General features: G+C 71.9%; 20 protein-coding genes. 9 read left to right on the forward strand and 11 right to left on the reverse strand.

Annotation, left to right across the window (positions count from 1 at the left end; translation table 11 throughout):
- Positions 1-447: 447 nt before the first annotated feature.
- The 3 genes from IE317_RS39885 to IE317_RS39895 are packed head-to-tail and all read left to right on the forward strand — an operon-like array spanning position 448 to position 3286.
- Complete coding sequence (locus IE317_RS39885) at positions 448-1029, forward strand: TetR/AcrR family transcriptional regulator (RefSeq protein ID WP_191316558.1); 582 nt, start codon at positions 448-450, stop codon at positions 1027-1029.
- Between the two features lie 20 nt (positions 1030-1049).
- Complete coding sequence (locus IE317_RS39890; RefSeq protein WP_191316559.1) at positions 1050-2246, forward strand: Glu/Leu/Phe/Val dehydrogenase dimerization domain-containing protein; 1197 nt, start codon at positions 1050-1052, stop codon at positions 2244-2246.
- Positions 2247-2257: 11 nt separating this feature from the next.
- Positions 2258-3286, forward strand: coding sequence for an LLM class flavin-dependent oxidoreductase (locus IE317_RS39895; RefSeq protein WP_191316560.1), 1029 nt, complete (start codon positions 2258-2260; stop codon positions 3284-3286).
- Here the strand turns inward: IE317_RS39895 and kstD are convergent.
- A complete protein-coding gene (gene kstD, locus IE317_RS39900) occupies positions 3283-5007 on the reverse strand; it encodes a 3-oxosteroid 1-dehydrogenase (protein WP_191316561.1) in 1725 nt (574 codons plus the stop codon). The genes IE317_RS39895 and kstD overlap by 4 nt on opposite strands.
- 268 nt (positions 5008-5275) lie before the next feature.
- On the reverse strand, positions 5276-6466 hold the full coding sequence (locus IE317_RS39905) for a cytochrome P450 family protein (RefSeq protein WP_191316562.1): 1191 nt from the start codon (positions 6464-6466) through the stop codon (positions 5276-5278).
- 195 nt (positions 6467-6661) lie between these two features.
- Here IE317_RS39905 and IE317_RS39910 point away from each other — a divergent pair, with 195 nt between their 5' ends.
- On the forward strand, positions 6662-7363 hold the full coding sequence (locus tag IE317_RS39910; RefSeq protein ID WP_229903174.1) for an SDR family NAD(P)-dependent oxidoreductase: 702 nt from the start codon (positions 6662-6664) through the stop codon (positions 7361-7363).
- Here the strand turns inward: IE317_RS39910 and IE317_RS39915 are convergent.
- The gene (locus IE317_RS39915) at positions 7360-8640 is read right to left on the reverse strand and encodes a 6-phospho-beta-glucosidase (RefSeq protein WP_191316564.1); all 1281 of its coding nucleotides are present in this window, start codon (positions 8638-8640) and stop codon (positions 7360-7362) included. The genes IE317_RS39910 and IE317_RS39915 overlap by 4 nt on opposite strands.
- A 159-nt stretch (positions 8641-8799) precedes the next feature.
- Between IE317_RS39915 and IE317_RS39920 the strand changes: the two genes are divergently transcribed.
- The gene (locus IE317_RS39920) at positions 8800-9825 is read left to right on the forward strand and encodes a carbohydrate kinase family protein (protein WP_191316565.1); all 1026 of its coding nucleotides are present in this window, start codon (positions 8800-8802) and stop codon (positions 9823-9825) included.
- A 35-nt stretch (positions 9826-9860) separates the two neighbouring features.
- Here the strand turns inward: IE317_RS39920 and IE317_RS39925 are convergent, their stop codons facing one another.
- A complete protein-coding gene (locus IE317_RS39925; RefSeq protein ID WP_191316566.1) occupies positions 9861-11918 on the reverse strand; it encodes a PQQ-dependent sugar dehydrogenase in 2058 nt (685 codons plus the stop codon).
- 122 nt (positions 11919-12040) lie between these two features.
- A complete protein-coding gene (locus IE317_RS39930) occupies positions 12041-12895 on the reverse strand; it encodes an alpha/beta fold hydrolase (protein ID WP_191316601.1) in 855 nt (284 codons plus the stop codon).
- A 97-nt stretch (positions 12896-12992) separates the two neighbouring features.
- Here IE317_RS39930 and IE317_RS39935 point away from each other — a divergent pair, with 97 nt between their 5' ends.
- Complete coding sequence (locus IE317_RS39935; protein ID WP_191316567.1) at positions 12993-13547, forward strand: CGNR zinc finger domain-containing protein; 555 nt, start codon at positions 12993-12995, stop codon at positions 13545-13547.
- Positions 13548-13588: 41 nt separating this feature from the next.
- Here IE317_RS39935 and IE317_RS39940 read toward each other — a convergent pair whose 3' ends face one another.
- From IE317_RS39940 to IE317_RS39955, 4 genes are all read right to left on the reverse strand, one after another.
- The gene (locus tag IE317_RS39940; protein ID WP_191316568.1) at positions 13589-14344 is read right to left on the reverse strand and encodes an SDR family NAD(P)-dependent oxidoreductase; all 756 of its coding nucleotides are present in this window, start codon (positions 14342-14344) and stop codon (positions 13589-13591) included.
- Between the two features lie 62 nt (positions 14345-14406).
- Entirely contained in the window at positions 14407-15234 is an 828-nt protein-coding gene (locus tag IE317_RS39945) for an SCO6745 family protein (protein ID WP_191316569.1), read from the reverse strand.
- A 72-nt stretch (positions 15235-15306) separates the two neighbouring features.
- Positions 15307-16506 carry a cytochrome P450 gene (locus tag IE317_RS39950; RefSeq protein WP_191316570.1) on the reverse strand — a complete coding sequence of 400 codons (1200 nt, stop codon included), beginning with the start codon at positions 16504-16506 and terminating at the stop codon, positions 15307-15309.
- A gap of 98 nt (positions 16507-16604) precedes the next feature.
- Positions 16605-17333 (reverse strand): SDR family oxidoreductase, encoded by a 729-nt coding sequence (locus IE317_RS39955; protein WP_191316571.1) that lies wholly within the window; start codon positions 17331-17333, stop codon positions 16605-16607.
- Between the two features lie 170 nt (positions 17334-17503).
- On the opposite strand from IE317_RS39955, the gene IE317_RS39960 reads away from it, so the two are divergent.
- Together IE317_RS39960 and IE317_RS39965 are read left to right on the forward strand one after the other, a co-directional pair.
- Positions 17504-19075: a discoidin domain-containing protein gene (locus IE317_RS39960; RefSeq protein ID WP_191316572.1), complete on the forward strand. Its 1572-nt coding sequence runs from the start codon at positions 17504-17506 to the stop codon at positions 19073-19075.
- Positions 19076-19151: 76 nt separating this feature from the next.
- Positions 19152-19775 (forward strand): class I SAM-dependent methyltransferase, encoded by a 624-nt coding sequence (locus IE317_RS39965; protein ID WP_191316573.1) that lies wholly within the window; start codon positions 19152-19154, stop codon positions 19773-19775.
- A 102-nt stretch (positions 19776-19877) separates the two neighbouring features.
- Here the strand turns inward: IE317_RS39965 and IE317_RS39970 are convergent, their stop codons facing one another.
- A complete protein-coding gene (locus IE317_RS39970; protein ID WP_191316574.1) occupies positions 19878-20894 on the reverse strand; it encodes a S1 family peptidase in 1017 nt (338 codons plus the stop codon).
- A gap of 152 nt (positions 20895-21046) precedes the next feature.
- Positions 21047-21343 (reverse strand): GNAT family N-acetyltransferase, encoded by a 297-nt coding sequence (locus IE317_RS39975; RefSeq protein ID WP_191316575.1) that lies wholly within the window; start codon positions 21341-21343, stop codon positions 21047-21049.
- A 201-nt stretch (positions 21344-21544) separates the two neighbouring features.
- Between IE317_RS39975 and IE317_RS39980 the strand changes: the two genes are divergently transcribed.
- Positions 21545-23722, forward strand: coding sequence for a terpene synthase family protein (locus IE317_RS39980; RefSeq protein ID WP_191316602.1), 2178 nt, complete (start codon positions 21545-21547; stop codon positions 23720-23722).
- Positions 23723-23778 lie beyond the last annotated feature (56 nt).

Genomic DNA, 23778 nt, shown 5'->3' on the forward strand with positions numbered 1-23778 from the left:
GGTCAAGGCACGCTTTCCCGCCTTGACCCGGTGCCACCGGCCGTAGTCACAATTCCGGCTTCGGGGTGGTGGGCCCCAACCTCGCCGGCCAAGGCGCCCTCGCTGGCTGCCCCTTCCCGCCTGGCCCATCCCCACATTCGGCAGCCCAGCCGAGTCATGAACCCCGCCCCAGACTCACCGGCCACCTACCCAAACCCGCCGCCCGACCCACACCGACCAAGCCACCCACCTGCCTCCCTCCGACCGAGGCCACGCCCTCCCGCCCCTACGACCCCAACCAACTCCGGCCAACCAAGCCGAGCAGCCCGCCATCCCCGCGCCCACCCCCCGACACCCCCGCCCCAGCAAAATCCTCACCGCGAAACCGGCACTCCTGACCGTCCGCACAGGCCGAGGCCCCACATTCGGCGCCTCCCGCCTATCCAGTCGCCTCGGTACGGTGGCCGCATGATGCGGAAGGCCGTGGCCGTGCGGCGGGAAGAAATCGTGCGCGCCGCGCTCGAGATCATCCGCTCGCGGGGCATCTGCGGGGTGCGGGCCGCCGATGTCGCTCACTCACTCGAGGTGAGCACCGCGCTGATCTTCTACCACTTCGGGACCCTCGAAACGCTCGTCATCGAAGCCTTCCGGCAGGCCGCCGAACACGAACTGGCCAAGCTGGACGACGAACTCCGCAAAGGCGGTTCCGCCGAGACGCGGCTGCGCGCCGTCCTCGCTCTGTACGGGCCTGCGAAACACGACAACTGGCCTCTGTGGATCGAAGCCGGGGCCGCCGCCATGCGGGATGGTGCGCTGCGGGCCGTGCTGCAGCGGCTCGATCTGCGGTGGCGGGATGCCGTGGTCGCGCTGATCGCGGAGGGTGTCGGGGCCGGGACCTTCCGGTGCCCCGATCCGCACGGCGCCGCGTGGCGGCTGACCGCCCTTCTCGACGGGCTCGCCGTCCAGGTCATCGCCCGGCAGGGGACCGTCACCGCCGGGGACTGCGACCGGTGGGTCGCACAGGCGATGGCTTACGAGCTCGGATGTTGACCGGGGGATCAGGAGGGGCGATGACCGAGTCAGCCTTGCTCGAAGTGGCGTGGACCGACCCCGTCACCGGGTGCCGCGGGTACCTGGTGATCGACCGGCTCGTGCGCGGGGTCGCCAGCGGCGGCCTGCGGATGCGCCGCGGGTGCTCGCTGTTCGAGGTCCGCGGCCTGGCCCGGGGCATGACGCTCAAGGAAGGCCTCAACTACGACCCCGACGGCCGCTACATCCCCCTCGGCGGCGCCAAGGGCGGCATCGACTTCGACCCCCACGACGAGCGCGCCCGGGACGTCGTCGCCCGGTACCTGCACGCCATGCGGCCGCTCATCGAGCAGTACTGGACCATGGGGGAGGACCTGGGCCTGCGGCAGGACGTCATCGACGGCGTCATCGCCGAAATCGGCCTGATCAGCCCCGTCCAGGCCGTCTACCCGCTGCTCGAAGACCGCGAAGAAGCCACGGCCCGGCTGGCGGACGCGCTGCGGATGGAGGTCGGCGGCCTGGGGCTCGACGAGCTGGTCGGCGGCCTCGGCGTCGCGCAGGCCACGCTCACCGGGCTCGAGATGCTCGGCCTCGAGAACGAAACCAACCGCGTCGTGCTGCAGGGGTTCGGCGCGATGGGCGGGGCCACCGCCCGCTTCCTCGCCGACGCCGGGCTGCGCGTGGTCGGCGTCTCGGACGTCCGCGGGGTCGTGGCCAACCCGGACGGGCTCGACGTCGAAAACCTGCTGCGCCACCGCGACCGCTTCGGCGGCATCGACCGCGACAACCTCAAGCCCGGCGACGAGCTCCTGCCGCCGGAAGCCTGGCTGGACGTGCCGGCCGAGGTGCTGGTGCCGGCCGCGATCTCCTACTGCGTCGACGCCGACAACCAGGCCAAGATCGGCGCGAAACTGATCGTCGAGGCCGCGAACCTGCCGGTCACCCCGGACGCCGAAGAGCTCCTGGACGCGCGCGGCATCCGCGTGGTGCCGGACTTCGTCGCCAACTCGGCGACCAGCTCGTGGTGGTGGTGGACGTTGTTCGGCGACGTCGGCGCGGACGCCGAGGAAGCCTTCGGCAAGGTCCGCACCCGGATGCGGGCCCTGGTGACCAGCATGTTCGAGGTCGCCACCCTGGACGGACTGAGCCTGCGCGCGGCCGCGCTGCAGCTGTCGGAGAAGAACCTCGAGGCCATCCAGGCCCGGTTCGGCAAGGGAACGAATCCGCCCCCAAAGTAGTTGAGCGTTGTATGAAACTCGGCATCTACAGCTTCGGCGACCGCGCGCCGGACCCGCACACCGGCGAGCAGCCCACCGTCGCGCAGACGCTGGCCAACACCCTCGAGCGGATCAAGCTCGCCGACGAGCTGGGCCTCGGCTTCTACGGCCTCGGCGAGCACCACCTCGACCAGTACGCGATCTCGAACCCGGGCACGGTTCTGGCCGCCGCCGCGAGCGTCACGAACCAGATCACCCTCAGCTCCGCCGTCACCGTGCTGAGCACCGAGGACCCGGTCCGCGTCTACCAGCAGTTCACCACGCTCGACCAGCTCAGCCACGGCCGCGCCGAGCTGCTCGCCGGGCGCGGGTCGTTCACCGAGTCGTTCCCGCTGTTCGGCAACGACCTCGGCGACTACGACGAGCTCTTCGAGGAGAAGCTCGCCCTGCTCCTGCGCATCGACCGCGAAGACCCGCTGACCTGGTCCGGCCGGTTCCGCCCGCCGCTGGAGAACGCGCGGATCCTGCCCCGGCCGTACGGCAGGCGCCTGCGCATCTCGGTCGGCACCGGCGGCAACCCGGAGTCGTCGATCCGCGCCGGCCTGCTCGGCCTGCCGGTGGTGTACGCGGTGATCGGCGGGCAGCCCGAGCGCTTCGCCCCGCTCGTCGACCTCTATCGCCAGGCCGGTGAAGCGGGTGACCAGGACCCCGCCGACCTGCACGTCACCATGGGCGCGATCGGCTTCGTCGCCGAGAAGTCGCAGGACGCCAAGGAAACCTTCTACCCGTACTGGCTCGAGACGATGAAGTACGGCGCCCGCGCCCGCGGCTGGGCGGTCCCGACCCGCGCGGAGTACGACGAGTACACGCGTGACGCGAACGCGCTGTTCGTCGGCAGCCCCCAGGAGATCGCCGAACGGCTCATCGCGGTCGGCAAGCTCACCGGCGCGGACCGGTACGCGATGCAGATGGACTGGTCCGGCGTCCCCCACGCCGAGGTCATGCGGGCCATCGAACTCCTCGGCACCGAGGTGCTTCCCCTGGTGGAAAAGGAGTTCTAGACGTCGTTCGCGGCGATGTAGCCGAACGTCATCGCGGGGCCGATCGTCGACCCCGCTCCGGCGTAGCTGTGGCCCATCACCGCCGCGCTCGCGTTGCCGGCCGCGTACAGGCCGCGGATCACCGAGCCGTCCGGGCGCAGCACCCGCGCCCGGGCGTCCGTGCGCATCCCGCCCTTCGTGCCGAGGTCGCCGGGGACCAGCCGCAGCGCGTAGTACGGCGCCGCCCACAGCGGTGCCAGGCAGGAGTTCGGCGTCACCGCCGGGTCCGTGTAGTAGTGGTCGTACGCGCTCGCGCCGCGGCGGAACTCGGTGTCCACCCCGGACCGCGCGAACCCGTTGAACCGATCCACAGTGGACTTCAAAGTGGCCGGCGGAACGCCGATCTGCGCGCCGAGGTCCTGGACGGTCGACGCCTTGAAGACCGCGCCGGCGGCGTACCAGGCGTCCGGGAACGGCAGCAGCGGCGCGATGTCGCGGAACAGGTACCGGTTGCGGTAGTTCTGGTCGACGATCAGCCACGCCGGGATGTCCGGCGACGCCGGGTTCTTGTCGTACATGGTGTGCACGACGTCGCTGTAGGGCGCGGCTTCGTTGACGAACCGCTGCCCGGCCTGGTTCACGATCAGGCCGCCCGGCAGGGTGCGTTCGGCGAGGCAGAAGTACGGGTCGCCGGGGGTCGGGATGGCCGGGCCCCACCAGGCGTCGTCCATCAGGTCGAGGGCGGCGCCGGCGCGCTGCCCGGCGCGGTGGCCGTCGCCGGTGTTCTCCTTCGCACCGACCGTCCAGTCGGTGCCGATCGGCTGCCGCTGGTACTGCGCGCGCATCGCCGCGTTGTGCTCGAACCCGCCGGAGCCGACGATCACGCCGTGCCGGGCCCGCACCAGCCCGTTCGGCGTCAGAACCCCGGTCACCCCGCCGTTTTCGACGTACAGGTCGACGAGCGGGGTGTTGAGCAGCACCGGGACGCCGGCCCGCTGGAGGCCCACGCGCAGCCCGGCGGCGAACGACTGCCCCATGGTGAGCGGCTTCTGCCCGGCGAGAGCGGCGGCCGTGCCGCGGGCGAGGCATTCGGCGGCGACCGCGGCGCCCTTGGCGTTCACCAGGGCGAGGTTCAGCCACTTGTAGTCCGCGCTGAAGACGACCAGCCCGGGCGGCGTGGCGAGGTAGGGCGGGTTGAGGTTCGCGAGCTCGGCGCCCAGCAGCTTCCCGTCGAACTGGTCCGGCTCGATCGACCGGCCGTTCGGCAGCCCGCCCGGCAGCTCCGGGTAGTAGTCGCTGTAGCCCTCCATGAAGCGGAACCGCAGCGGGCTGTTGGCCATGACGAACGAGATCATCGCCGGGCCGTTGCGCAGGAAGGCCTCCTGCCGCGCGGCGGGGACGTCCGGTCCGACGACGGCGGCGAGGTACTGCGCGGCTTTCGCGGGGCTGTCCGGCACCCCGGCGGCGAGCAGCACCGGGTTGTTGGGGATCCAGATCCCGGCCCCGGACCGGGCGGCGGACCCGCCGAACGTCGGCGCCTTCTCGAGCACGACGACGCTGAGGCCGCGTTTGGCGGCGGTCAGGGCCGCGGTCATGCCCGCCGCACCGGAGCCGACCACGACGACGTCGTACTCGCCCAGTGGCGCGGCCGCGGCGGGGGTGGCGAGCCCGGCGGTGACGGCGAGGCCCACCCCGGCGGCACCGCCGCGGAGGAGCTGACGGCGGGTCAGGTCGGCATCCATGGCGACTCCTCGCTCGCGGGAACGGCGAGGTCATGGTCTACGCAGCAACTCCCAAACTGGAACAGGTTCTACCCGAGTGGAGCAGTGCCGGCCCGCCCGGCTCGGCCGCCGGCGCCAATGGGAACCGGCATTCGGCGCAGGTGGCCACCGGGCGGCTGTCCGGATGCAGTGAATGACTCATTCCTGACGCCGGACGCCAGGAATGAGTCATTCACCGCGCTCGAGCCGTCGCCGCGGGAGCCTGACCGGACGCTGCCGACCCTCTGACTCAGGTCGTCCAGGTCACTGGCACCTCCTCGGGCCCGCGCACCGACAGCGGCGGCCGCCAGGTGATCGTCTCCCACGGGACCGCCAGCGCCAGCCCCGGCAGCCGGTCCACCAGGGCCCGCAGCGCGATCTCGCCCTCGAGCCGGGCCAGCGCCGCACCGAGGCAGAAGTGGATGCCGTGGCCGAAGCCGAGCTGCTGGGCGTCCTTCCGGCGGATGTCGAACTCCGTCGCCGACGGGAACGCGTTCTCGTCCCGGTTGGCCGCCCCGACGTGCGCCAGGACCGCCTCGCCGCGGCGCACCAGCACCCCGCCGAGCCACACGTCCTCCAGCGCCACGCGCAGCAGCGACGAGTCGACCGGCCCGTCGTAGCGCATGATCTCCTCGACCGCCCCGGGCGTCAGCGCGGGATCGGCGCGCAACGCCGCCAGCTGCTCCGGGTGCCGGCACAGCAGGACGATCCCGCAGCCGATGAGGCTGACCGTCGTCTCGTGGCCGGCCAGCAGCAGCTGCGTGGCCAGGTCGATCAGCTCCGGCTCGGTGAGCCGGTCGCCGTCCTCGTCGCGAGCGTGCACCAGAGCGCTCAGGAAGTCGTCCGCCGGCCTCGCCCGCTTCTCCGCCACCAGCGCGGCCATGTCCTCGGCGCCGTCACGCCGCGCCTGCTCGACGTCGGCGGGGGCGTGCTGCATCGGCGTCACGATCACCCGCGACCACTGCCGGAACCGCTCGCGGCCGGCGAACGGGACGCCGAGCAGCTCGCACATGACCAGGGTCGGCAGCGGGAACGCGAACTCCTCGACCAGGTTCGCCGTCGGGCCGTGCGCGATCATCGCGTCCAGCAGCTCGTCGGCGATCTGCTGGATCCGGGGCCGCAGCGCGGCGATCCGGCGGACGGTGAACGCCTGCGCCGACAGCCGCCGCAGGCGCGTGTGGTCGGGCGGGTCCATGTTGAGGATGCTGTGCTCGCCGGTCGAGAAGTCGCCCGGCTCGATCAGGCAGGGCGCGCCCGGGTACAGCAGGTTGCGACTGAACCGCGGATCGGAGAAGACCGTGCGGACGTCGTCGTAGCGCGTCACCAGCCAGCCTTCGTGCCCGCTGGGGAATGCGATCCGGGACACCGGCGGGTGCCCGGCGTAGATCGCCCCCATCGGGACGGCGGGATGGTCCTTCTCGGCGGGATAGGCAGCGGTCATGGCGTCGATGATGGGCGCCGCTCCCGGGTCACGGAAGGCGGGCGACCACACCGGAACCCGTCCGGACGCCGGAAACCGCCCGGACGGCCTCACCCGCACGCACGTCCTTTATGGACACAAAGGCAAGTTGACGTCACTCTCAACTTACCGCTAAGTTGAGGATATACTCAACTTGAGGAGGTTCCCTTGCCGAAAGTGCTCGCCGTCCTGGGCGTCGGTCCCGGGCTCGGCCTGTCCATCGCCCGCCGCTTCGGGCGCGAAGGCTTCACCACGGCGCTGGTTTCCCGCACCGACACCCGGCACGCGGCCTACCGCGCGTCGCTCCCCGGCGTCAACGCCCTCACCTACACGGCCGACGTCACCGACAAAGCCCAGCTCCACGACGTGCTCGTCCGCATCACGGCCGACGCCGGCGAGATCGACAAGGTGTACTTCGGGCCGGCCGACGCCACGGCCGGCCCCGGCATCACGCCGCTCACCGAAGCCGGCGCCGGCACGCTGCGCGGATCGTTCGACGCCATGGTGCTCCCGGCGGCGAACCTCGTCGAAGCCGCGCTGCCGGGCTTCCTCGCCCGTGGCTCGGGGTCGCTGCTGTTCGCCGGTGGCCTGAGCGGCAAGTACCCGATGCCGATGCTCGGCAGCCTCGCCCCGGCGTCGGCGGCGCTGCGGATGTACGTGCTCACGCTGCACGCGGCCCTGCGGGAAACGGGCGTGCACGCCGGCATCCTGACCATCGGCGGCCTCATCGAGCGCGGCGACATCCACCGCGTGTTCACCGCCCGGGACCACGGCTTCACGGTGGGAACGCTCGATCCGGACGACATCGCCGAGGAGGCGTGGAAGCTCTGCACCGAGCGGGAAGCCGAAGCGGAGTTCAACGCGATGGCGGCGGTCTAGGCGAGGTAGGCGAGTTCCGGGTGCGCGGCGGCGTAGGCGTCGAGCAGCCGCCGGGCGACCGGCACCGAGCCGACCAGCGGGTGCAGCGCGAACGCCCGCAGCGCCGCCGCGCGCGAACCCGTCGTCGCCGCCTCGATCACCGCCCGCTCGACGGCCTTGACCGTCGTCACCAGGCCCAGTGCGTGGCCGGGCAGGGGCCCGGTGGCGAGCGGGTGGGCGCCGCCGGCGTCGACCGCGCACGGGACCTCGACAACCGCGTCGCCCGGCACGCCGGGGAGCGCGGAACCGTTGCGGACGTTGAGGATCAGCGTCGTGCGCTCGCCGCGCGCGAGGGCGCGCATCAAAGCCAGCGCGACCTTCTCGTAGCCGCCGCCTTCGAGGTCGTCACGCTCACCCTCGCGCGTCTCGGCCATGTACGTGGCTTCGCGTTCCAAGCGCGTGCGTTCCCACGACGCCAGCGAGGGGTCCGCGTAGAACCCGCGTTGCTGCTCCAGCAGGAACTCACCGCGCGACGCCGAATCGGCGGTCTCGCGCGCGAAGTAGAAGTAGTGCAGGTATTCGTTGGGGATCGCGCCGAGCGTGCGCAGCCAATCCGCGCCGAAGAGCCTGCCCTCCTCGAACGACTCGCACGCGGCGGTGTCGGCGAGCAGCCGCGGCAGGACGTCCTCGCCGCCGATGCGGACCGAGCGCAGCCAGCCGAGGTGGTTGAGCCCCGCGTAGTCGAACTTCGCCGCCGCCGCGTCGATCCCGAGGGCCCGGGCGACGCGGCGGCACAACCCGACCGGGGAGTCGCAGATGCCGATCACCCGGCCGCCGAGGTGCGCGGCCATCGCTTCGGTGACCAGCCCGGCGGGGTTGGTGAAGTTGACCACCCACGCGCGCGGCGCCAGCTCGCCGATCAGCCGGGCGAGGGCGACCGCCACCGGGACCGTCCGCAGCCCGTAGGCGATCCCGCCCGCGCCGACGGTTTCCTGGCCCAGCACGCCTTCCGCGTGCGCGATCCGCTCGTCCAGCCGCCGTCCGCGCAGGCCGCCGACGCGGACGGCCGAGAACACGAAGTCCACATCGGACACCGCGGCGGCCAGGTCGGTGGTGGTGCACACCCGCGGCGCGTTCGCCGCACCGGCGGCCTGCTCGGCCAGGACCCGTTCGATCGCCGCCAGCCGCCCGGCGTCGACGTCGTGCAGGACGAGCTCGGCGATTTCGCCGCCGTCCAGCAGGGCCCCGTGCACCAGCGGCACGCGGAACCCGCCGCCGCCGAGGATCGCCAGCCTCATCGCGGGGCACTTCCCTCGACCGAGTGACACCCAAGCCGCATCCGCCGACCCTAGCAGCCGGGAGCGCGCAATCCGTGGCCGAAACGGTCCAGCTCTTGCGAATCTCGCGCCGCTGACGCAGGCTCGGGCCGACCGCTGCGTGATCCCCCGGAGGCGCCCGTGCCGGCTGAGCCCGCACCCGAAACCGATGTCTTCCTGTCCGGCCTGCTGTTCTTCGACCTGGTCTTCACCGGGCTCGAGCACCCACCGGCCCCGGGCACCGAGGTGTGGACGGGCGGCATGGGCTCGGGACCGGGCGGGATCGCGAACTTCGCGGTCGCGCTGAGCCGGCTCGGCCTGCGGACGTCGCTGGCGGCGGCGTTCGGCACCGACGTCTACGGGCGGTACTGCTGGGACGTGCTGGCCCGGCAGGAGCACATCGACCTGTCGCGGTCGCGGCGGTTCCCGGAGTGGCACTCGCCGGTGACGGTCTCGCTGGCCTACGCGGGCGACCGCGCGATGGTCACCCACGGCCACCCGCCGCCCGTGCCGGTCGCGGACCTCGCCGGTTCGCCGCCGCCGAGCCGCGCGACGGTGGCGCACATCGGGCTCGACACGGCCGAGTGGGTCCACGCCGCGCACCAGAACGGCAGCCTGGTGTTCGCCGACGTCGGCTGGGACCCGTCCGAGGCCTGGTCGCCCGCGCTGCTGGAGCAGCTGGCGTGCTGCCACGCGTTCCTGCCGAACGAGATCGAGGCGATGCGCTACACCCGCACGGACACGCCCGAAGCGGCGCTGTCGCGGCTCGCGGAGCTGGTCCCGATCGCGGTGATCACCCGCGGCGGCGAGGGCGTGCTGGCGGTCGACGGGACGACCGGCGAAACGGCGGCGATCCCGGCGCTCCCGGTGGACGTGCTCGACGCCACGGGCGCGGGCGACGTGTTCGGCGCCGGGTTCGTGGCCGCGACGCTGACCGGCTGGCCGCTGGTGGAGCGCCTCCGGTTCGCGTGCCTCACGGCGAGCCTGTCGGTCCAGCACTTCGGCGGCGCGCTCGCGGCCCCGGGCTGGCACGAGATCGCGCAGTGGCACGCGCGGACCCGCAGCCCGGAGTACGCGTTCCTGGACGAGGTGCTGCCGTCGGAAACCGTGGCCGGCATCCGCCGCGGCCCGGTGACCCTCGGGTTCGGCGACGACAGCTGGCGCTGACCGGGACCGGGCGGGTCCCGGTCAGCACCGCCGTCTCACCCCACCGACACCCGCAGGATCTGGTTGTGGCTGTTGTGCGGGATGCCGTCCTTGTCACCGTCCACGCTGGTCGCCAGCCACAGCTGGCTGCCCGGCGCGGGCTCGACCGTCCGCAACCGGCCGTAGGTGCCGGTGAAGAACGACTGGACGTTCGTCAGCGTGTCCCCGCTGATCACCGCCCGGTAGAGCCGCGTGCCGCGCTCGCACGCCACGTACAGCGCGCCGTTGACGACCGCGATTCCGCTGCACGAAGCCTGCGCCACCGGGTACGTCCGCTTCGGGGCGACGAAGCCGTCGCACGAACCCGACGTCCCTTCGCACGAAGGCCAGCCGTAGTTGCCGCCCTTCTCGATCAGGTTCGTCTCGTCCATGACGTTGTTGCCGAACTCCTGCTCCCACAGCCTGCCCTGGGCGTCGAACGCCAGGCCCTGGATGTTGCGGTGCCCGTAGCTCCACACCGCGTTGCGGAACGGGTTGTCCGCCGGGATCGAGCCGTCCGGGTTGATCCGCAGCACCTTCCCGTTGAGGCTGCTCGTGTTCGGCGCGGTGGCGCTGTTCTGCGCGTCGCCCGTGCCCGCGAACAGGTACCGGCCGTCCGGGCTGAACCGCAGGCGGCCGCCGTTGTGGTACTTGTTGCGCGCGATGCCGGTCAGCAGGACCTGCTCGGAGCCCAGGTCGAGCGAGTCCGCGGCCGGGTCGTACTTGACCCGCACGATCCGGTTGTCGCTCGCCGAGGTGTGGAAGAGGTAGAGCCAGTGGTCGGTGGCGAACGACACCGGGTTGATCTCCAGGCCCAGCAGGCCGCCCTCGCCGTCGGTGTCGTCCACCCCCGGCACGGTGCCGATCGTCGTCTTCGCCCCGGTCGCGGGGTTCAGGTGGACGATGTCGTGCACGTCGCGCTGGGTGTAGAGGACGGTGCCGTCCGGCAGGGTCGTCAGGCCCCACACGACGTCGTCGTCCGTGGTGACCTGCGTGGCACCGCAGACGCCCTGCGACGGCGAGCAGCTCGACCCGCCGGTGGTGGTGACGTCCAGGACCGGGGTGCTCGGCGCGCTGAGGTTGCCGTTGCGGTCCACGGCCCGCACCTGCAGGTGGTACGCCGTGGCCGGGGTCAGGCCGCCGAGCGTGGTGCTCGCGGTGTCCGACGTCCCGATCTGCGTGCCACCGTCGTAGATCCGGTACCCGGTGACGCCCACGTCGTCGGTGGACGCCGTCCACGCGAGGCCGATCGACGTGCTGTTCACCGCGGTGGTGTGCACGTTCGACGGCGCGGACGGCGGCGTGTGGTCGTCGGACGGCGGCGTCTTCACCACGAGCGTCCCGCTGGCCTGCGAGACGTTCCCGGCCGCGTCCCGCGCGTTGACGTAGAAGCCGTAGCTGCCGTTCGGGCCGAGGTTGCCGCAGGTCGCGGTGAGCGCGCCGGTCGTGCTCGCGCAGAGCTGGCCGTCGCGGTAGACGTCGTAGCCCGTGACCCCGACGTCGTCGGTGGCCGCGGTCCACTCGATCGTGGCGCTGGTGGACGTGACCCCGACGAGTGCCGGCGTGCCCGGCGGTGACGGCGGCTGGACGTCACCGGCCGAGCCGTAGACACCGAATTCCTGCAGCGAATAGCCCCTCGACGCGTCGGTGCGGCAGCGTTTCGTGCCGTAGACCCGGACGTACCGGCCGGTGCCGTCGAGGGAGGTCAGGTCCTCGACGCCGCCCTTGCCCGCGGTCGTCGCGTAGATCTTCGTCCACGTGACGTGGTCGGCCGAGGTGTCGATTTCGTAGGCGGTGGCGCAGGAAGCGTCCCACTGCAGCCGGACGCGGCTGACGTGCACGGCCGCGCCCAGGTCGACGTATATCCACTGTGGATCGACGCCGGACGCGCTCGCCCAGCGGGTCCTCGAGTTCCCGTCGACCGCGTTCGCCGCCGGGCAGCACCCGCCCGAGGACGACACCGTCACCGGCTTTCCCTGTGACAGCAAGGGGTCGGCGGCCTCCGCCGGCCCTGCTGTGATCGTCGCGGCGGCGAGCGCAAGAGCGATCGCCCCCGCCCGAATCCGTCTGCTCATTCCGTCCTCCATCTGGTGAATGACGGCGGAGCGCTCCCGGATCGCGCAAGGCGATCTCGTCAGCGACCCTACGAGTGAACGGCCCAGGTGGCAACCGTCATCCCGCTCGGCGGAAAGCGGATTCAGCCCCGCAGCACCCGCCCGAGGAAACCCCGGATGTACCCGGCAATGGCGTCCAAGTGCGTTTCCAGTGCGAAATGGCCGGAATCGAGCAGGTGGATTTCGGCGTCGGGCAGATCCCGGCCGTAGGCGCGGGCGCCGTCGGCGATGAAAATTTCATCGTTCCCGCCCCAGACGGCCAGCAGCGGCACCCGGCTGGTCCGGAAGTATTCGTGGAACTTCGGGTACAGGGCGATGTTGTGGTGGTAATCGGCGAGCAGCGCCTGCTGGATCGCCGCGGCGCCGGGCCGGTCCAGCAGCGCCTGGTCGTGGATCCAGACGTCCGGGCTGACCAGCGACGGATCGGGCACGCCGTCGAGGTACTGCGCCTTGGTGGCTTCGAGGGTGACCATGCCACGCAGGTCGTCTTCGGAGAGCGTGCCGGCGGCCAGCTTCTGCGGCAGCCCGGCGCCCAGGCCCTCGACGTAGGCGTTGCCGTTCTGCGTGACGATCGCGGTCACCCGGTCCGGGTTCGCGGCCGCGATGCGCAGGCCCACCGGCGCGCCGAAGTCCTGGATGTAAAGCGCGAAGCGGCCGAGGCCTAGCTCGTCGAGCAGGCCGAGGGTGAGTTCGGCGAGCGCGTCGAAGGTGTAGGCGAATTCGCCGGTGGGCGGCGCGTCGGACGCACCGGCGCCGAGGTAGTCCGGCGCGACGACGTGGTAGCGGTCGGCCAGCGCCGGGATGAGGTGCCGGAACATGTGCGAGCTCGTCGGGAAGCCGTGGAGCAGCACGATCGCGGGGGCGTCGGCGGGGCCGGCCTCCCGGTGGAACAGCCGGTGCCCGGCGACGGTGGCGTAGCGGTGGTGCACGGTGACCATGGCGCTTCCTCTCATGTTTATTACTTCATTTATCCATGAGACGGCGTAGGCTGTCAACGGTCGGGGACACTTCGGGGACGGACTTCGGGAGGCGGACATGGTCACGGCGGCACCCGGCGAGGACCGCTCGCCGGCATTGGCACTGGTCAACACCGCGCGCGTGACGGGAGACGACCTCGCCACGCCCGCACTCGCTGCTTCGTGGCTGACTTCGCACGAGCTGGCGGCGGCTGTCCCGGACGCGGCTTCGCTGAGCCGGTTGACGGAGTTGCGCGCGGCGGTCCGCGAGCTGCTGGCGGCCTCGGCGGAAGGCCGGGCGCCGGAAGCGGCGGCGGTGTCGGCGGTGAACGCGGCGGCCGGCGCGGACGGGGCCACCCTTGCGCTGACCTGGGGTGCAGGACCGGTCCGCGAGTGGGTCAGCACCCGCCCGGGCAGCCTCGACGCGGCGGTGGCGGCGTTGGCGCGGGACGCGATCGAGGTGGTGAGCGGAGAGCTGGGGCCGCTGGTGCGCCCGTGCGAGGCCCACGGCTGCATCAGGTACTACGTCCGCGAGCACGCCCGCCGCCGCTGGTGCTCGACCACCTGCGGCGACCGGGTCCGCGCGGCCCGCCACCAGCGGCTGCTGGTGGAACAGCGCGACCGGTCCCGGTGAGACGCGCTTGAGGCCCGGCCCGCGGTCGGCGGTCTCCTCCGCTAGTCGACCAAGGCGCCGCAGCTGATGTTCACCGTTGCCGCCGTCATCGAGGCCGCCCGGTCCGAGGCCACGAAGGCCGCCACCGCGCCCACGTCGGCCAGGGTGGCCGCGCGGCCGAGCATGGTCTTGCCCGCGATGTTCTCCGTCAGCTCCGCGCGGCCCGCGAAATCCTCCGGGAGCGTCTCCGGGATACCGCCCGTGCGGAGGGTCACCGTGCGGATTCCGTGCGGGCCCAGCTCGGCCGCGAGCTGGCGGCGCATCGCCTCCACCGCGTGGAACGCCACCTGCAGCCCGCCGACCGCGAACTCGCGGACCGGCTCGGCCGCGCCGCCGAAGAACAAGATCGCCCCGGACCGCCGGGCGATCATGTGGCGGGCCGCCGCGCGGGCGGTCAGGAACTGGGTGCGCACGGCCGTCACCACCGGGCGCTCGTAGTCCGCGAGCGCCATGTCGGCCAGCGGTGTTCCCTGGACGTCGCCGTGGGGGATGAGGTTGACCGAAACGTCGATCCCGCCCTCGGCGGCGACCGCGGCGGCGTGCTCGTCCACCGCTCGCTCGTCGAGGGCGTCGACCACCGCCGTCTCGGCCCGGCCGCCGTCCTCGCGGATCCGGGCGGCCACCTCCTCCAGCCGGGCGCGGGTCCGGCCGGCGAGGAACACCCGCGCCCCTTCCGCGGCGAACGCGGTGGCGACGGCCGTGCCGATCCGCCCCGCGGCGCCGTAGACGATCGCGTTCTTGCCGTCGAGCAACGTCATGGAGTCCTCCCGAGCGTCCGGTTCTGCCCCTGCGTCGAACGGGCGCACCCGGAATCGACGCATCAGGGCCGCGGCACGCCCATCGGGTTCGGCACCGGGACCACGCCGGTGTCGATCACCGCCCGGCTCAGCGGCACGGCCAGCTCCAGCAGCCGCTCGACGTCGGCGCCCAGCGCCTCGACCGGCGCGGCCGCCAGGCGGTCCGTGTCCTCCTCGATCCGGCGGCGCAGCGCCCGGCCGTCGTCGGTCAGGACGCCGTCCGCGTCGAGGACGCCGCGGGCCCGCAACCGGTCCACCGCCGCGTCCCACTGGGCGTCCGACCAGCCTCGATGGGGCTGGATGTCCGCGCGGCCCAGCACGCCGTCACCGATGTGGGTGAGCGTGGTCTCCAGGCCGCCCAGCCCGGCGTGCACCGCCGCCAGGACGTGCCCGTCGCCGCGGTGCTCGCGCAGGATCGTCGCCGCCAGCCACAGCCGGGACAGCGGGTCCGCCGGCTCCGGCACCGCCGCCCACGCCGCCGCGAGCGGGCGGCCGTCGAACTCGCACGCGTCCACCGCCCGCCACAGCAGCGCGCTCAGCTCCGAGACGTCGGTGGCGACCGGGCGCAACGCCGAGGCCACCGCCTCCATCCGGGAGCCGACGACGGCCTCGGGCGAGGCGAACGACCACGCGTCCGGCAACGCCCGGGCCACCATCGAGGGCGCGAAGCCGAACAGCACCGCCGTCGCCGGTCCGGGGCCGATCGGGCCCAGGGGCGCCAGCCGCCCGGCGAAGTAGCCCATCCAGTAGCCGCGCAGTCCGGCCGCCTTCGCCGCTTCGGCCGTCTCGGCCGCGAAGTAGACGACGGCGTGCAACGGTTCCACGGCCGCCCAGAGACGGCGAGCTGTCATGGCCACTCCTCACGGGATCGGACGTTCGCGCGGTCCAGCGTTCCAGACCGATCGCGCAGCCGCGCCCGGGAGTCAGCCCCAGGCGACCGGCAGCTCCCGGAGCCCGTACACGAGCGTGTTGTGCTTGTACTCCGGCTCCTCCCGCGGCACCGCCACCCGCAGATCGGGGATCCGCCGGAACAACCCCGTCAACGCCTCCTGCAGCTCCACCCGCGCCAGCTGCTGGCCGACGCACTGGTGCGCCCCGAACCCGAACGCCACGTGCGTCCGCGGCGACTCGCGATCGAAGTCCAGCTTGTCCGCGCCCGCGAACACCGACTCGTCGCGGTTGGCCGAGTTCAACGCGGCCACCAGCCACTCCCCCGCCCGCACCGGCCGGGACCCGACCTGGACGCCCTCGGTCGCGTACCGCAGCACTCCCCACTGCACCACCGACAGGTACCGCAGCAGCTCCTCCACCGCCCGCTCCGGCTCGGCGAGCACCGCCTCCCGCGCACCGGGGTGCTCCAGCAGGACCACCGTGCTCAGCGCGATCATGTTGGCCGTCGTCTCGTGGCCGGCCACCAGCAGGCTCAGCCCCAGCACGACCAGCTCTTCCATCGTCAGCGGGTCGTCGGCACCGGCGGACGAAAGCCTGCTGAACAGATCGTCCTGCGGATTCCGCTGCTTTTCGGTGAACAACCCGGCCAGGTAACCGGAAAGTTCGTGGTACGCCTGCTCGCCTTCTTCCCGCGTGGCGTCGGTGCTGACCATCGTCGCGCTCTGCCGCTGGAAGAGCGCGCGGTCGGCGTACGGGACGCCGAGCAGCTCGCAGATCACCAGCGACGGGATCGGCAACGCGAAGTGCTGCACCAGATCGGCCGGCGAGCCGTGCGCGAGCATCGCGTCGAGGTGGCTGTCGACCAGCTGCCGGACGTACCCGCGCAGCGCCGCCACGCGCCGCACGGTGAACTCCGCGATCACCTTCTTCCGCAGCCGCGCGTGCGCGGCGCCGTCGAGCTGGATGATCGAGCCCGGACTGATTTCCTCGTCCGGGTCGGCGTTCGGGTTCACGTGCACCGAAGACGCGCCGCGTGAGCTCATCGTGCGGTCGGCGAGCACCGCGCGGACGTCGGCGTAGCGCGTCACCAGGAGCGCTTCCATACCCGCCGGGCACCGCACCTTCGCCGTGGGCGCGGATTCCCGGCGGGTGGCGTACTCCGCGGGCGGGTCGAACGGGCACCCTGCGGGCCGGGTCGCCGGGAGGTCCGGGGTTGCGGGAGCGGCCGTCACGACGGATCACCTCTCTCTTGACGGTGGTATCGACACCTCCACCATGGAGAGGACGGCGGCCGCCGTGGGACGGCGGCCGCACTTGCGACCCGGATGGCCTAGCGGGCGCCGTAGGCGCCTCCGTTCACGTGCACGACCTGGCCGGTGAGGTGCGCGGCTTCCGGCGCGGCCAGGAACCGCACCGTGTCGGCGATTTCCTCCGGACGGCCCGCCCGCCGGTTGAACGCCAGGGAAATCCGCGCGTCCAGCCATTCTTCGGTCACCGTGCCGTGGAAGAACTCGGTGTCCAGGACCACGCCCGGCGCGACGACGTTGGCCGTTCCCCCGGCACCCAGCTGCCGGGCGAGGTCGGTGTTCCACGCCTCGATCGCCGCCTTCGCCGCGCCGTACGAGCCCGAGCCCTGCTTCGCCGCGATGGAGCCGAGCGTCACGACGCGGACGTTGTCGGCGAAGCGCGGCTTCAGTGCCGCAGTGACGAGCACGGCGGAAAGCACGTTGGCTTCGAAGTTGGCCTGCCACGCGTCGGCGAGGCCCTTCAGGTCGCCGGCGGCGGGCGCCTCCCGGACCCGGTCGGTGTTGCCGCCGGCGTTGTTGACCAGGACGTCCACCCGCGAAGGCAGATCCGCCAGCGCCGCCTGCACCGCCGCCGGGTCACTCGCGTCGAAGGACACCGCCCGCGCGCCGATCCGCTCCGCCGCCGCTTCGAGGACGTCCTTGCGCCGCCCGGTGACCGTCACCCGCTCCCCCGCCGCCGCGAACCGGGCGGCGATCGCCAGCCCGATGCCGGTGCCGCCCCCGGTGACCACGATTTCCCGCTGTTCGCTCATACCGCCATCTTCGCCGGGAAAACCCGGCGCCCACCGGATTTTCCCGGCGAGCGGGACACGAAACCCAGTTCGTTAGGAAACTTTACGAACAGGTCTTGACGGCGGCCCGCGACCCGGCGAACCTGGAACCACGCCGCAGTCATCGTCCGCCCAGCCCCCTCGGAGGCAGCATGACCCGGCGCGCGCTCGTGCTCGTCGTGACCCTGGTCCTCGCCCTGGCCACCGCGCTGACCGGCGCTCCCGCGGCGAGCGCGGCCACCACCCAGCCGACCTTCCTCACCTTCTACGGCTGGTGGGACAACACCCCGCCCGGCGGGGACATCTCCTACCCGCAGATCCACGACACCGCGGGCGGCAAGGGCAGCTACGCCGACCCGATCACCTTCGCCACCAGCCGCGACGAACTCAAGCCCGGCACCAGGGTCTGGGTCCCGCGGGTGAAGAAGTACTTCATCATGGAGGACGGCTGCGACGAGTGTTCCGACGACTGGAACAGCCAGGGCCCGAACGGCGGACCCGGCCTGCGCCACATCGACCTCTGGCTCGGCGGCCAGGGCGGCAGCGCCTTCGACGCGATCGACTGCGAAGACGCGCTCACGCACTACAACCCCGACAACACGCCGGTCATGGAACCGGTCGTCGTCGACCCGCCGTCGAACGAGCCCTACGACGCGACCCCCATCTTCAATACCGCCACCGGTGAGTGCTGGGGCGGCGCGCAGCCGAACACCACGGTCGGCCAGTACCGCAACGACTCCACCGGCACCTGCCTGGCCGCGCCGAGCAGCGGCACCACGCTGAAAGTGGCCGCCTGCACCGGAACCGCCGAGCAGCGGTTCACCTTCCACGGCGCCTTCCTGGTGATCAACGACCGGTGCGCGGGCATCTCCGGCAGCTCGATCGTGCTCCAGACCTGCACCGGCGGCCCGGCCCAGCAGTGGTCGGTCAACCCGGACGGCACCATCTCGGACATCCAGTCCAGCAGCAAGTGCTTCCGCGCTTCGGCCAGCACGCTCACCGCGGGCAGCTGCTCCGGCACCGCCGCCCGCTGGACGTTCACCGCGGCGAGTGCGTCCGGCCTCAGCGTGACGCCGTCGTCGGTGTCGGTCGCGCCGGGTGGGTCGGCGACGGCCACCGTGACCTCCGCCGACGCCGTCACGCTCTCCGCGAGCGGCGCACCGGCGGGCGTGACCGTCTCCTTCGCCCCCGCGTCGGTGCCGGCCGGCGGCACCTCGACGGTCACGGTCGCCGCCGCGGCCACCGCGTCCCCCGGCTCGGCGACGATCACCGTCACCGGCGGCACGAAGACGGCTTCGCTCGGCGTCACGGTGACCGGCGGCGGCCCGGAAACGCTGCTGTCGCAGGGCAAAACCGCGACGGCGTCCTCGACCGAATCGTCGTCGTACCCGGCGAGCGCGGCCTTCGACGGCAACCTGACGAGCACGCGGTGGGCGTCGAAGGAGGGCAGCAACGCGGAGTGGCTGCGCGTCGACCTCGGCGCCACGAAGTCCGTGTCGCACGTCAAGCTGACCTGGGAAGCCGCGTACGGGAAGGCGTACAGCATCCAGACCTCGGCCGACGGCACGACCTGGACGACGATCTACAGCACCACGACCGGCAACGGCGGCACGGACGACCTCACCGGCCTCTCGGGCACCGGGCGGTACGTGCGGATGAACGGCGTCACGCGGGGAACCTCGTACGGTTACTCGCTGTACGAACTGCAGGTGTACGGGAGTTAGTTGCCACTCCGGCAACGGAGTTTGCCTTCTCGGGGACGTCTTCCGCATGCTCGGAGGACGTCCTTGAGGAGGAACCATGCCCCACGAACACCCGATGACCGTCGACGCCATGCTGAAGCAGGACTTCTGGGAAGCGATGTACCAGCGTGACGAGCACCGGATCTGGAGCGGGAACGTCAACGCCAACCTGCGCACCGAGGTCGAAGGGCTGAAACCCGGGCACGCCCTCGACCTCGGCAGCGGCGAGGGCGGCGACGCGATCTGGCTCGCGAAGCAGGGCTGGACGGTCGACGGTGTCGACATCTCGACCACCGCGCTGGCCCGCGCGGCGGAAGCCGGCGCCGAGGCGGGTGTGACGGTGAACTGGCTGCACCGCAACATCCTCGAATGGCAGCCGGAAGCGCAGTACGACCTGGTTTCGGCGCAGTACATGCACCTGCCGCCCGACCTGCGCCGCAAGGTGTTCACCGCGGCCGCGGCGGCCATCCGGCCGGGCGGTTCGCTGCTGGTCGTCGGGCACTCGCCGAAGGCGATGCGGCAGTTCGACGGCCAGAAGCCGCCGGAGGAGCTGTACTTCGAGCCCGAGGAGATCACCGGCTACCTGGGTGACGCGTGGCAATGGCTGGTCGAGACGTGCGAGACGCGCGGCGAGGGCCACCACACCGACGCCGTCTACCGCGCCCGGCGGCTCGAAGCCTGAAGCCCGCTCACCTCCCCCGACGGAAGATGAGCGGGCGGCGGCGCAGTGAAGGACTCATTCCTGGCCTCCGACGCCAGGAATGGGTCATTCACTGCAACCGGGTCAGGCGAGCTCGAGGCCGTAGGCCTGCAGCTCAAGGGTGAGCGGGTAGAAGTAGCTGGTCACGGTGTCGCCGCCGGACAGCGTGCCGAGGCCCGTGGAACCGTCGTAGGCCGGGCCGCCGGAGTCGCCGTGGTCGGTGTGCGCGGTGGTGCCGAACTCGTGGTTGAGCACGCCGACGTCGAAGTTGACCGACTCGTCGACCGAGGTCACCTCACCGCTGCCGCCGCCGGTGGTCGAGCCCTGCTTCTCGATCTGCTCGCCCACGGTCGGCGTCGCCGCGCCGGTGATCGGCTGGCCGGTGTTGATCTCGCCGGGACCGGTGCCGTTCGGGCGGGTCAGCAGGCCGGAGTCGGCGCCGGGGCAGTCGCTTTCGACGACCTGCGCGCCGGAGACGTCGCCGCCGGACCAGGTGCCGCCGAGGTTGGTGCAGTGGCCCGCGGTGAGCAGGAACGGCGAGCCGCCGCGCGTCACGTTGAAGCCCAGCGAGCAGCGGCCCTGGCTGTTCTGGATCGCGTCGCCGTCGGCGATGTACAGCGACAGCTTGCCGGTGCGGTGCTCGACGCGGACGCTGTCGCCGTACTTCGCGGCGGCCGCGGCGACCTTGCCGGCGGTCTCCTGGCTGGCCGCGTCGTAGATCTTCACCACGACCTGGTTGGTCTTCGTGTCGATGCCCCACGCGGTCTGCGGCACATTCTTCACCGCGTCCAGCTGGTTCTTGACGCCGGTGAGCGCGGCGAAGGTGTGCTTGACCTTCTTCGCGGTGAAGCCGGCGGCCTGCACCTGCCGCAGCGCGGCGTCGTCGACGACGTTCACGACGGCCTTGCCGTTTTCCAGGTAGACGCCGCCGGAGGCGGCACCGAGCGCGTCGGCCACCTGGGTGGCGCCGGTGATCGCCCGAGCCTGCAGCTCGGCGAAGGCCAGGGGGGACGCGGTAGCCGCCGAAGCGCAAACGCCGCTGGTCAGCGCGGCGGCCGACAAGACGGCGAGGGTCTTGAGGGCGGTCTTCCGGGGAGTCATCAACTTCCTCCAGGGTGGGCGTTCGAAGCCGGTGCCGACACTTTCGTTGCCGGGCAACCAACGCACTACCGACGAAGGTTGGTTAATAACCAAGGGAACCGGACATACCTCTCAGACCGCCCCGAACGGCGTAACGCGCCTCCCCGTCCGGCCTACTCGCGCGGCCGGCGGACGTGGTCCTCGTACCCCGGGTTCTTCTTCAGGTACCCGGCGATGAACGGGCAGACCGGCACGATCGTCCGGCCCTGGGCGACGACGTCGTCGAGCGCGCCCGCCGCCAGGACCTTCCCCAGCCCCTGGCCGGAGAAGGCGTCGTCGATCTCGGTGTGGGTGAACACGGTGAGGTCGCCGCGGCGGTCGTACTGCGCGATCCCCGCCAGCTTCTCGCCCCGCCACAGCTCGTAGCGGTTTTCGTCCGGGTTGTCGACCACCCGGTTTTCGTCGGTCATCTGCTCTCCTCATTCGCCGGAACCCCCATGGTGCGACGGCCCGCCACGGCGCGCCGATCGGGCCGGGAAGGCCGCTGGGCCGGCCGGGGGAAGCGCCCGTCCCGTTCGGGTGCTTCGCGGCTGTTCCTCTTGGCGGACACCGCGACCGGCTGGTTGCCTCGCGGTGTGCCCGATCAGCCGTTCGTCCTCCCCGAGTTCTACATGCCCTACCCGGCGCGGCTGAACCCGCACCTCGACCGGGCGCGCGAGCACAGCAAGGCGTGGGCGCGCGAGCTGGACATGATCGACGTGCCGCAGCACGGCACGGTGATCTGGACCGAGCGCGACCTCGACGCCCACGACTACGCCCTGCTCTGCGCGTACACCCACCCCGACGCCGGCGCCGAAGAGCTCGACCTGATCACCGACTGGTACGTCTGGGTCTTCTACTTCGACGACCACTTCCTCGAGCTGTACAAGCGCACCGGCGACATCGACAGCGCCCGGAGCTACCTCGACCGCCTCGAACTGTTCATGCCCGCCGAGGGCGAGATCACCGCGACGCCGGAGAACCCGGTCGAGCGCGGCCTCACCGACCTGTGGAACCGGACGGTCCCGCACCGGTCGGCCGGCTGGCGGCGCCGGTTCGTCGCGAGCACGAAGGCGCTGCTGGACGAGTCGCTGTGGGAGCTGGCCAACATCAACGAAGGCCGGCTCGCCAACCCGATCGAGTACGTCGAGATGCGGCGGAAGGTCGGCGGCGCACCGTGGTCGGCGAACCTGGTCGAGCACTCGGTGCACGCGGAGGTGCCGGACGCGATCGCCGCGTCGCGGCCGATGGAGGTCCTGCGCGACTGCTTCGCCGACAGCGTCCACCTGCGCAACGACCTGTTCTCCTACCAGCGCGAGGTGCAGGACGAGGGCGAGCTGTCCAACGGCGTGCTCGTGTTCGAGAAGTTCCTCGGGCTGGGCACCCAGGAGGCGGCCGAAGCGGTCAACGACCTGATCACCTCCCGGCTGCACCAGTTCGAGCACACCGCGCTCACCGAGGTGCCCGCGCTGTTCGACGACCACTGCGTCGACCCGGCCGCGCGCGCGGCGACGTTCGCCTACGTCAAGGGCCTGCAGGACTGGCAGTCCGGCGGGCACGAATGGCACCTGCGGTCCAGCCGGTACATGAACGAAGGCGCCCTGGACGGCCGCGGCGGCCCCGACCTCGGCGGCGCAGGCGGCCTCGGCACCTCCGCGGCCCGCATCTTCGCGTCGGTGCTCGCCACCGCGCCGCAACGGCTGCGGGCACACACCTCGACGCCGTTCCGCGCGGTCGACGTACCGCGCCCCTCCGTCGAGGTGCCGTTCCCGCTGCGGCTCAGCCCGCACCTGGAGTCCTGCCGCCGCCGAAACGTCGACTGGGCACGCCAGACCGGCTTCCTCGACGGCGTGGTGTGGGACGAGCGGAAACTGCGGGCGGCGGACCTGCCGCTGTGCGCGGCGGGCATCCACCCGGACGCCACGGCCGACGCGCTCGACGTCACCAGCGACTGGCTGACCTGGGGCACCTACGCCGACGACTACTACCCGATCGTGTTCGGCCCGACCCGCGACCTCGGCGCGGCCAAGGCGGCCAACGCGCGGCTGTCGGCGTTCATGCCGCTGCACGACTCGCCGATGCCGGCCCCGGCGAACCCCCTGGAGGCCGGACTGGCCGACCTCTGGCCGCGGACCACGGCGGGCATGCCCGCGGAAAACCGCCAGTCGGTGCGCCGGGCGGTCGAGACGATGACGTCGAGCTGGCTCTGGGAGCTGGCGAACCAGGCCCAGAACCGCATCCCGGATCCGATCGACTACGTCGAGATGCGGCGCCGCACGTTCGGGTCGGACCTGACGATGAGCCTTTCGCGGTTCTCGCACGGGCGTTCGGTGCCGCCCGCGCTGTACCGCACGCGTCCGGTGCAGACGATCGAGCACTCGGCGACGGACGTCGCCTGCTTGATCAACGATCTGTACTCCTACCGCAAGGAGATCCAGTACGAAGGCGAGCTGCACAACGCGGTGCTGGTGGTGCAGAACTTCCTCGAGTGCTCCGAAGGCCGCGCCTTCGAGGTGGTCACCGACCTGGTGCACGCGCGCCTGGCCGAGTTCGAGCACGCGGCGGCGATCGAGCTGCCCGCCCTGTTCCGCGACCACGCCGTCGAGCCGGACGTGCAGGACATGCTGCTCGGGTACGTCCAGGAGTTCCGCGACTGGATGGCGGGCATCTTGAACTGGCACGAGAACGTGGCGCGGTACACGGAACCGGAGCTGGGCTACCGCCCGGCGGCGGTTCCGGTCTTCGGCGGTCCCACCGGCATCGGCACGTCGTCACTGCGCATCTCGTCCCTGCTGCCCGCGGGTCACTGAACGGCGTTGCCCTGGCCACTCCGCCGGGCGTTCGGCGGCGGCGGAGGTGATACTCG

The sequence above is a fragment of the Amycolatopsis bullii genome, from assembly GCF_014654205.1.
Lineage (GTDB): Bacteria > Actinomycetota > Actinomycetes > Mycobacteriales > Pseudonocardiaceae > Amycolatopsis > Amycolatopsis plumensis.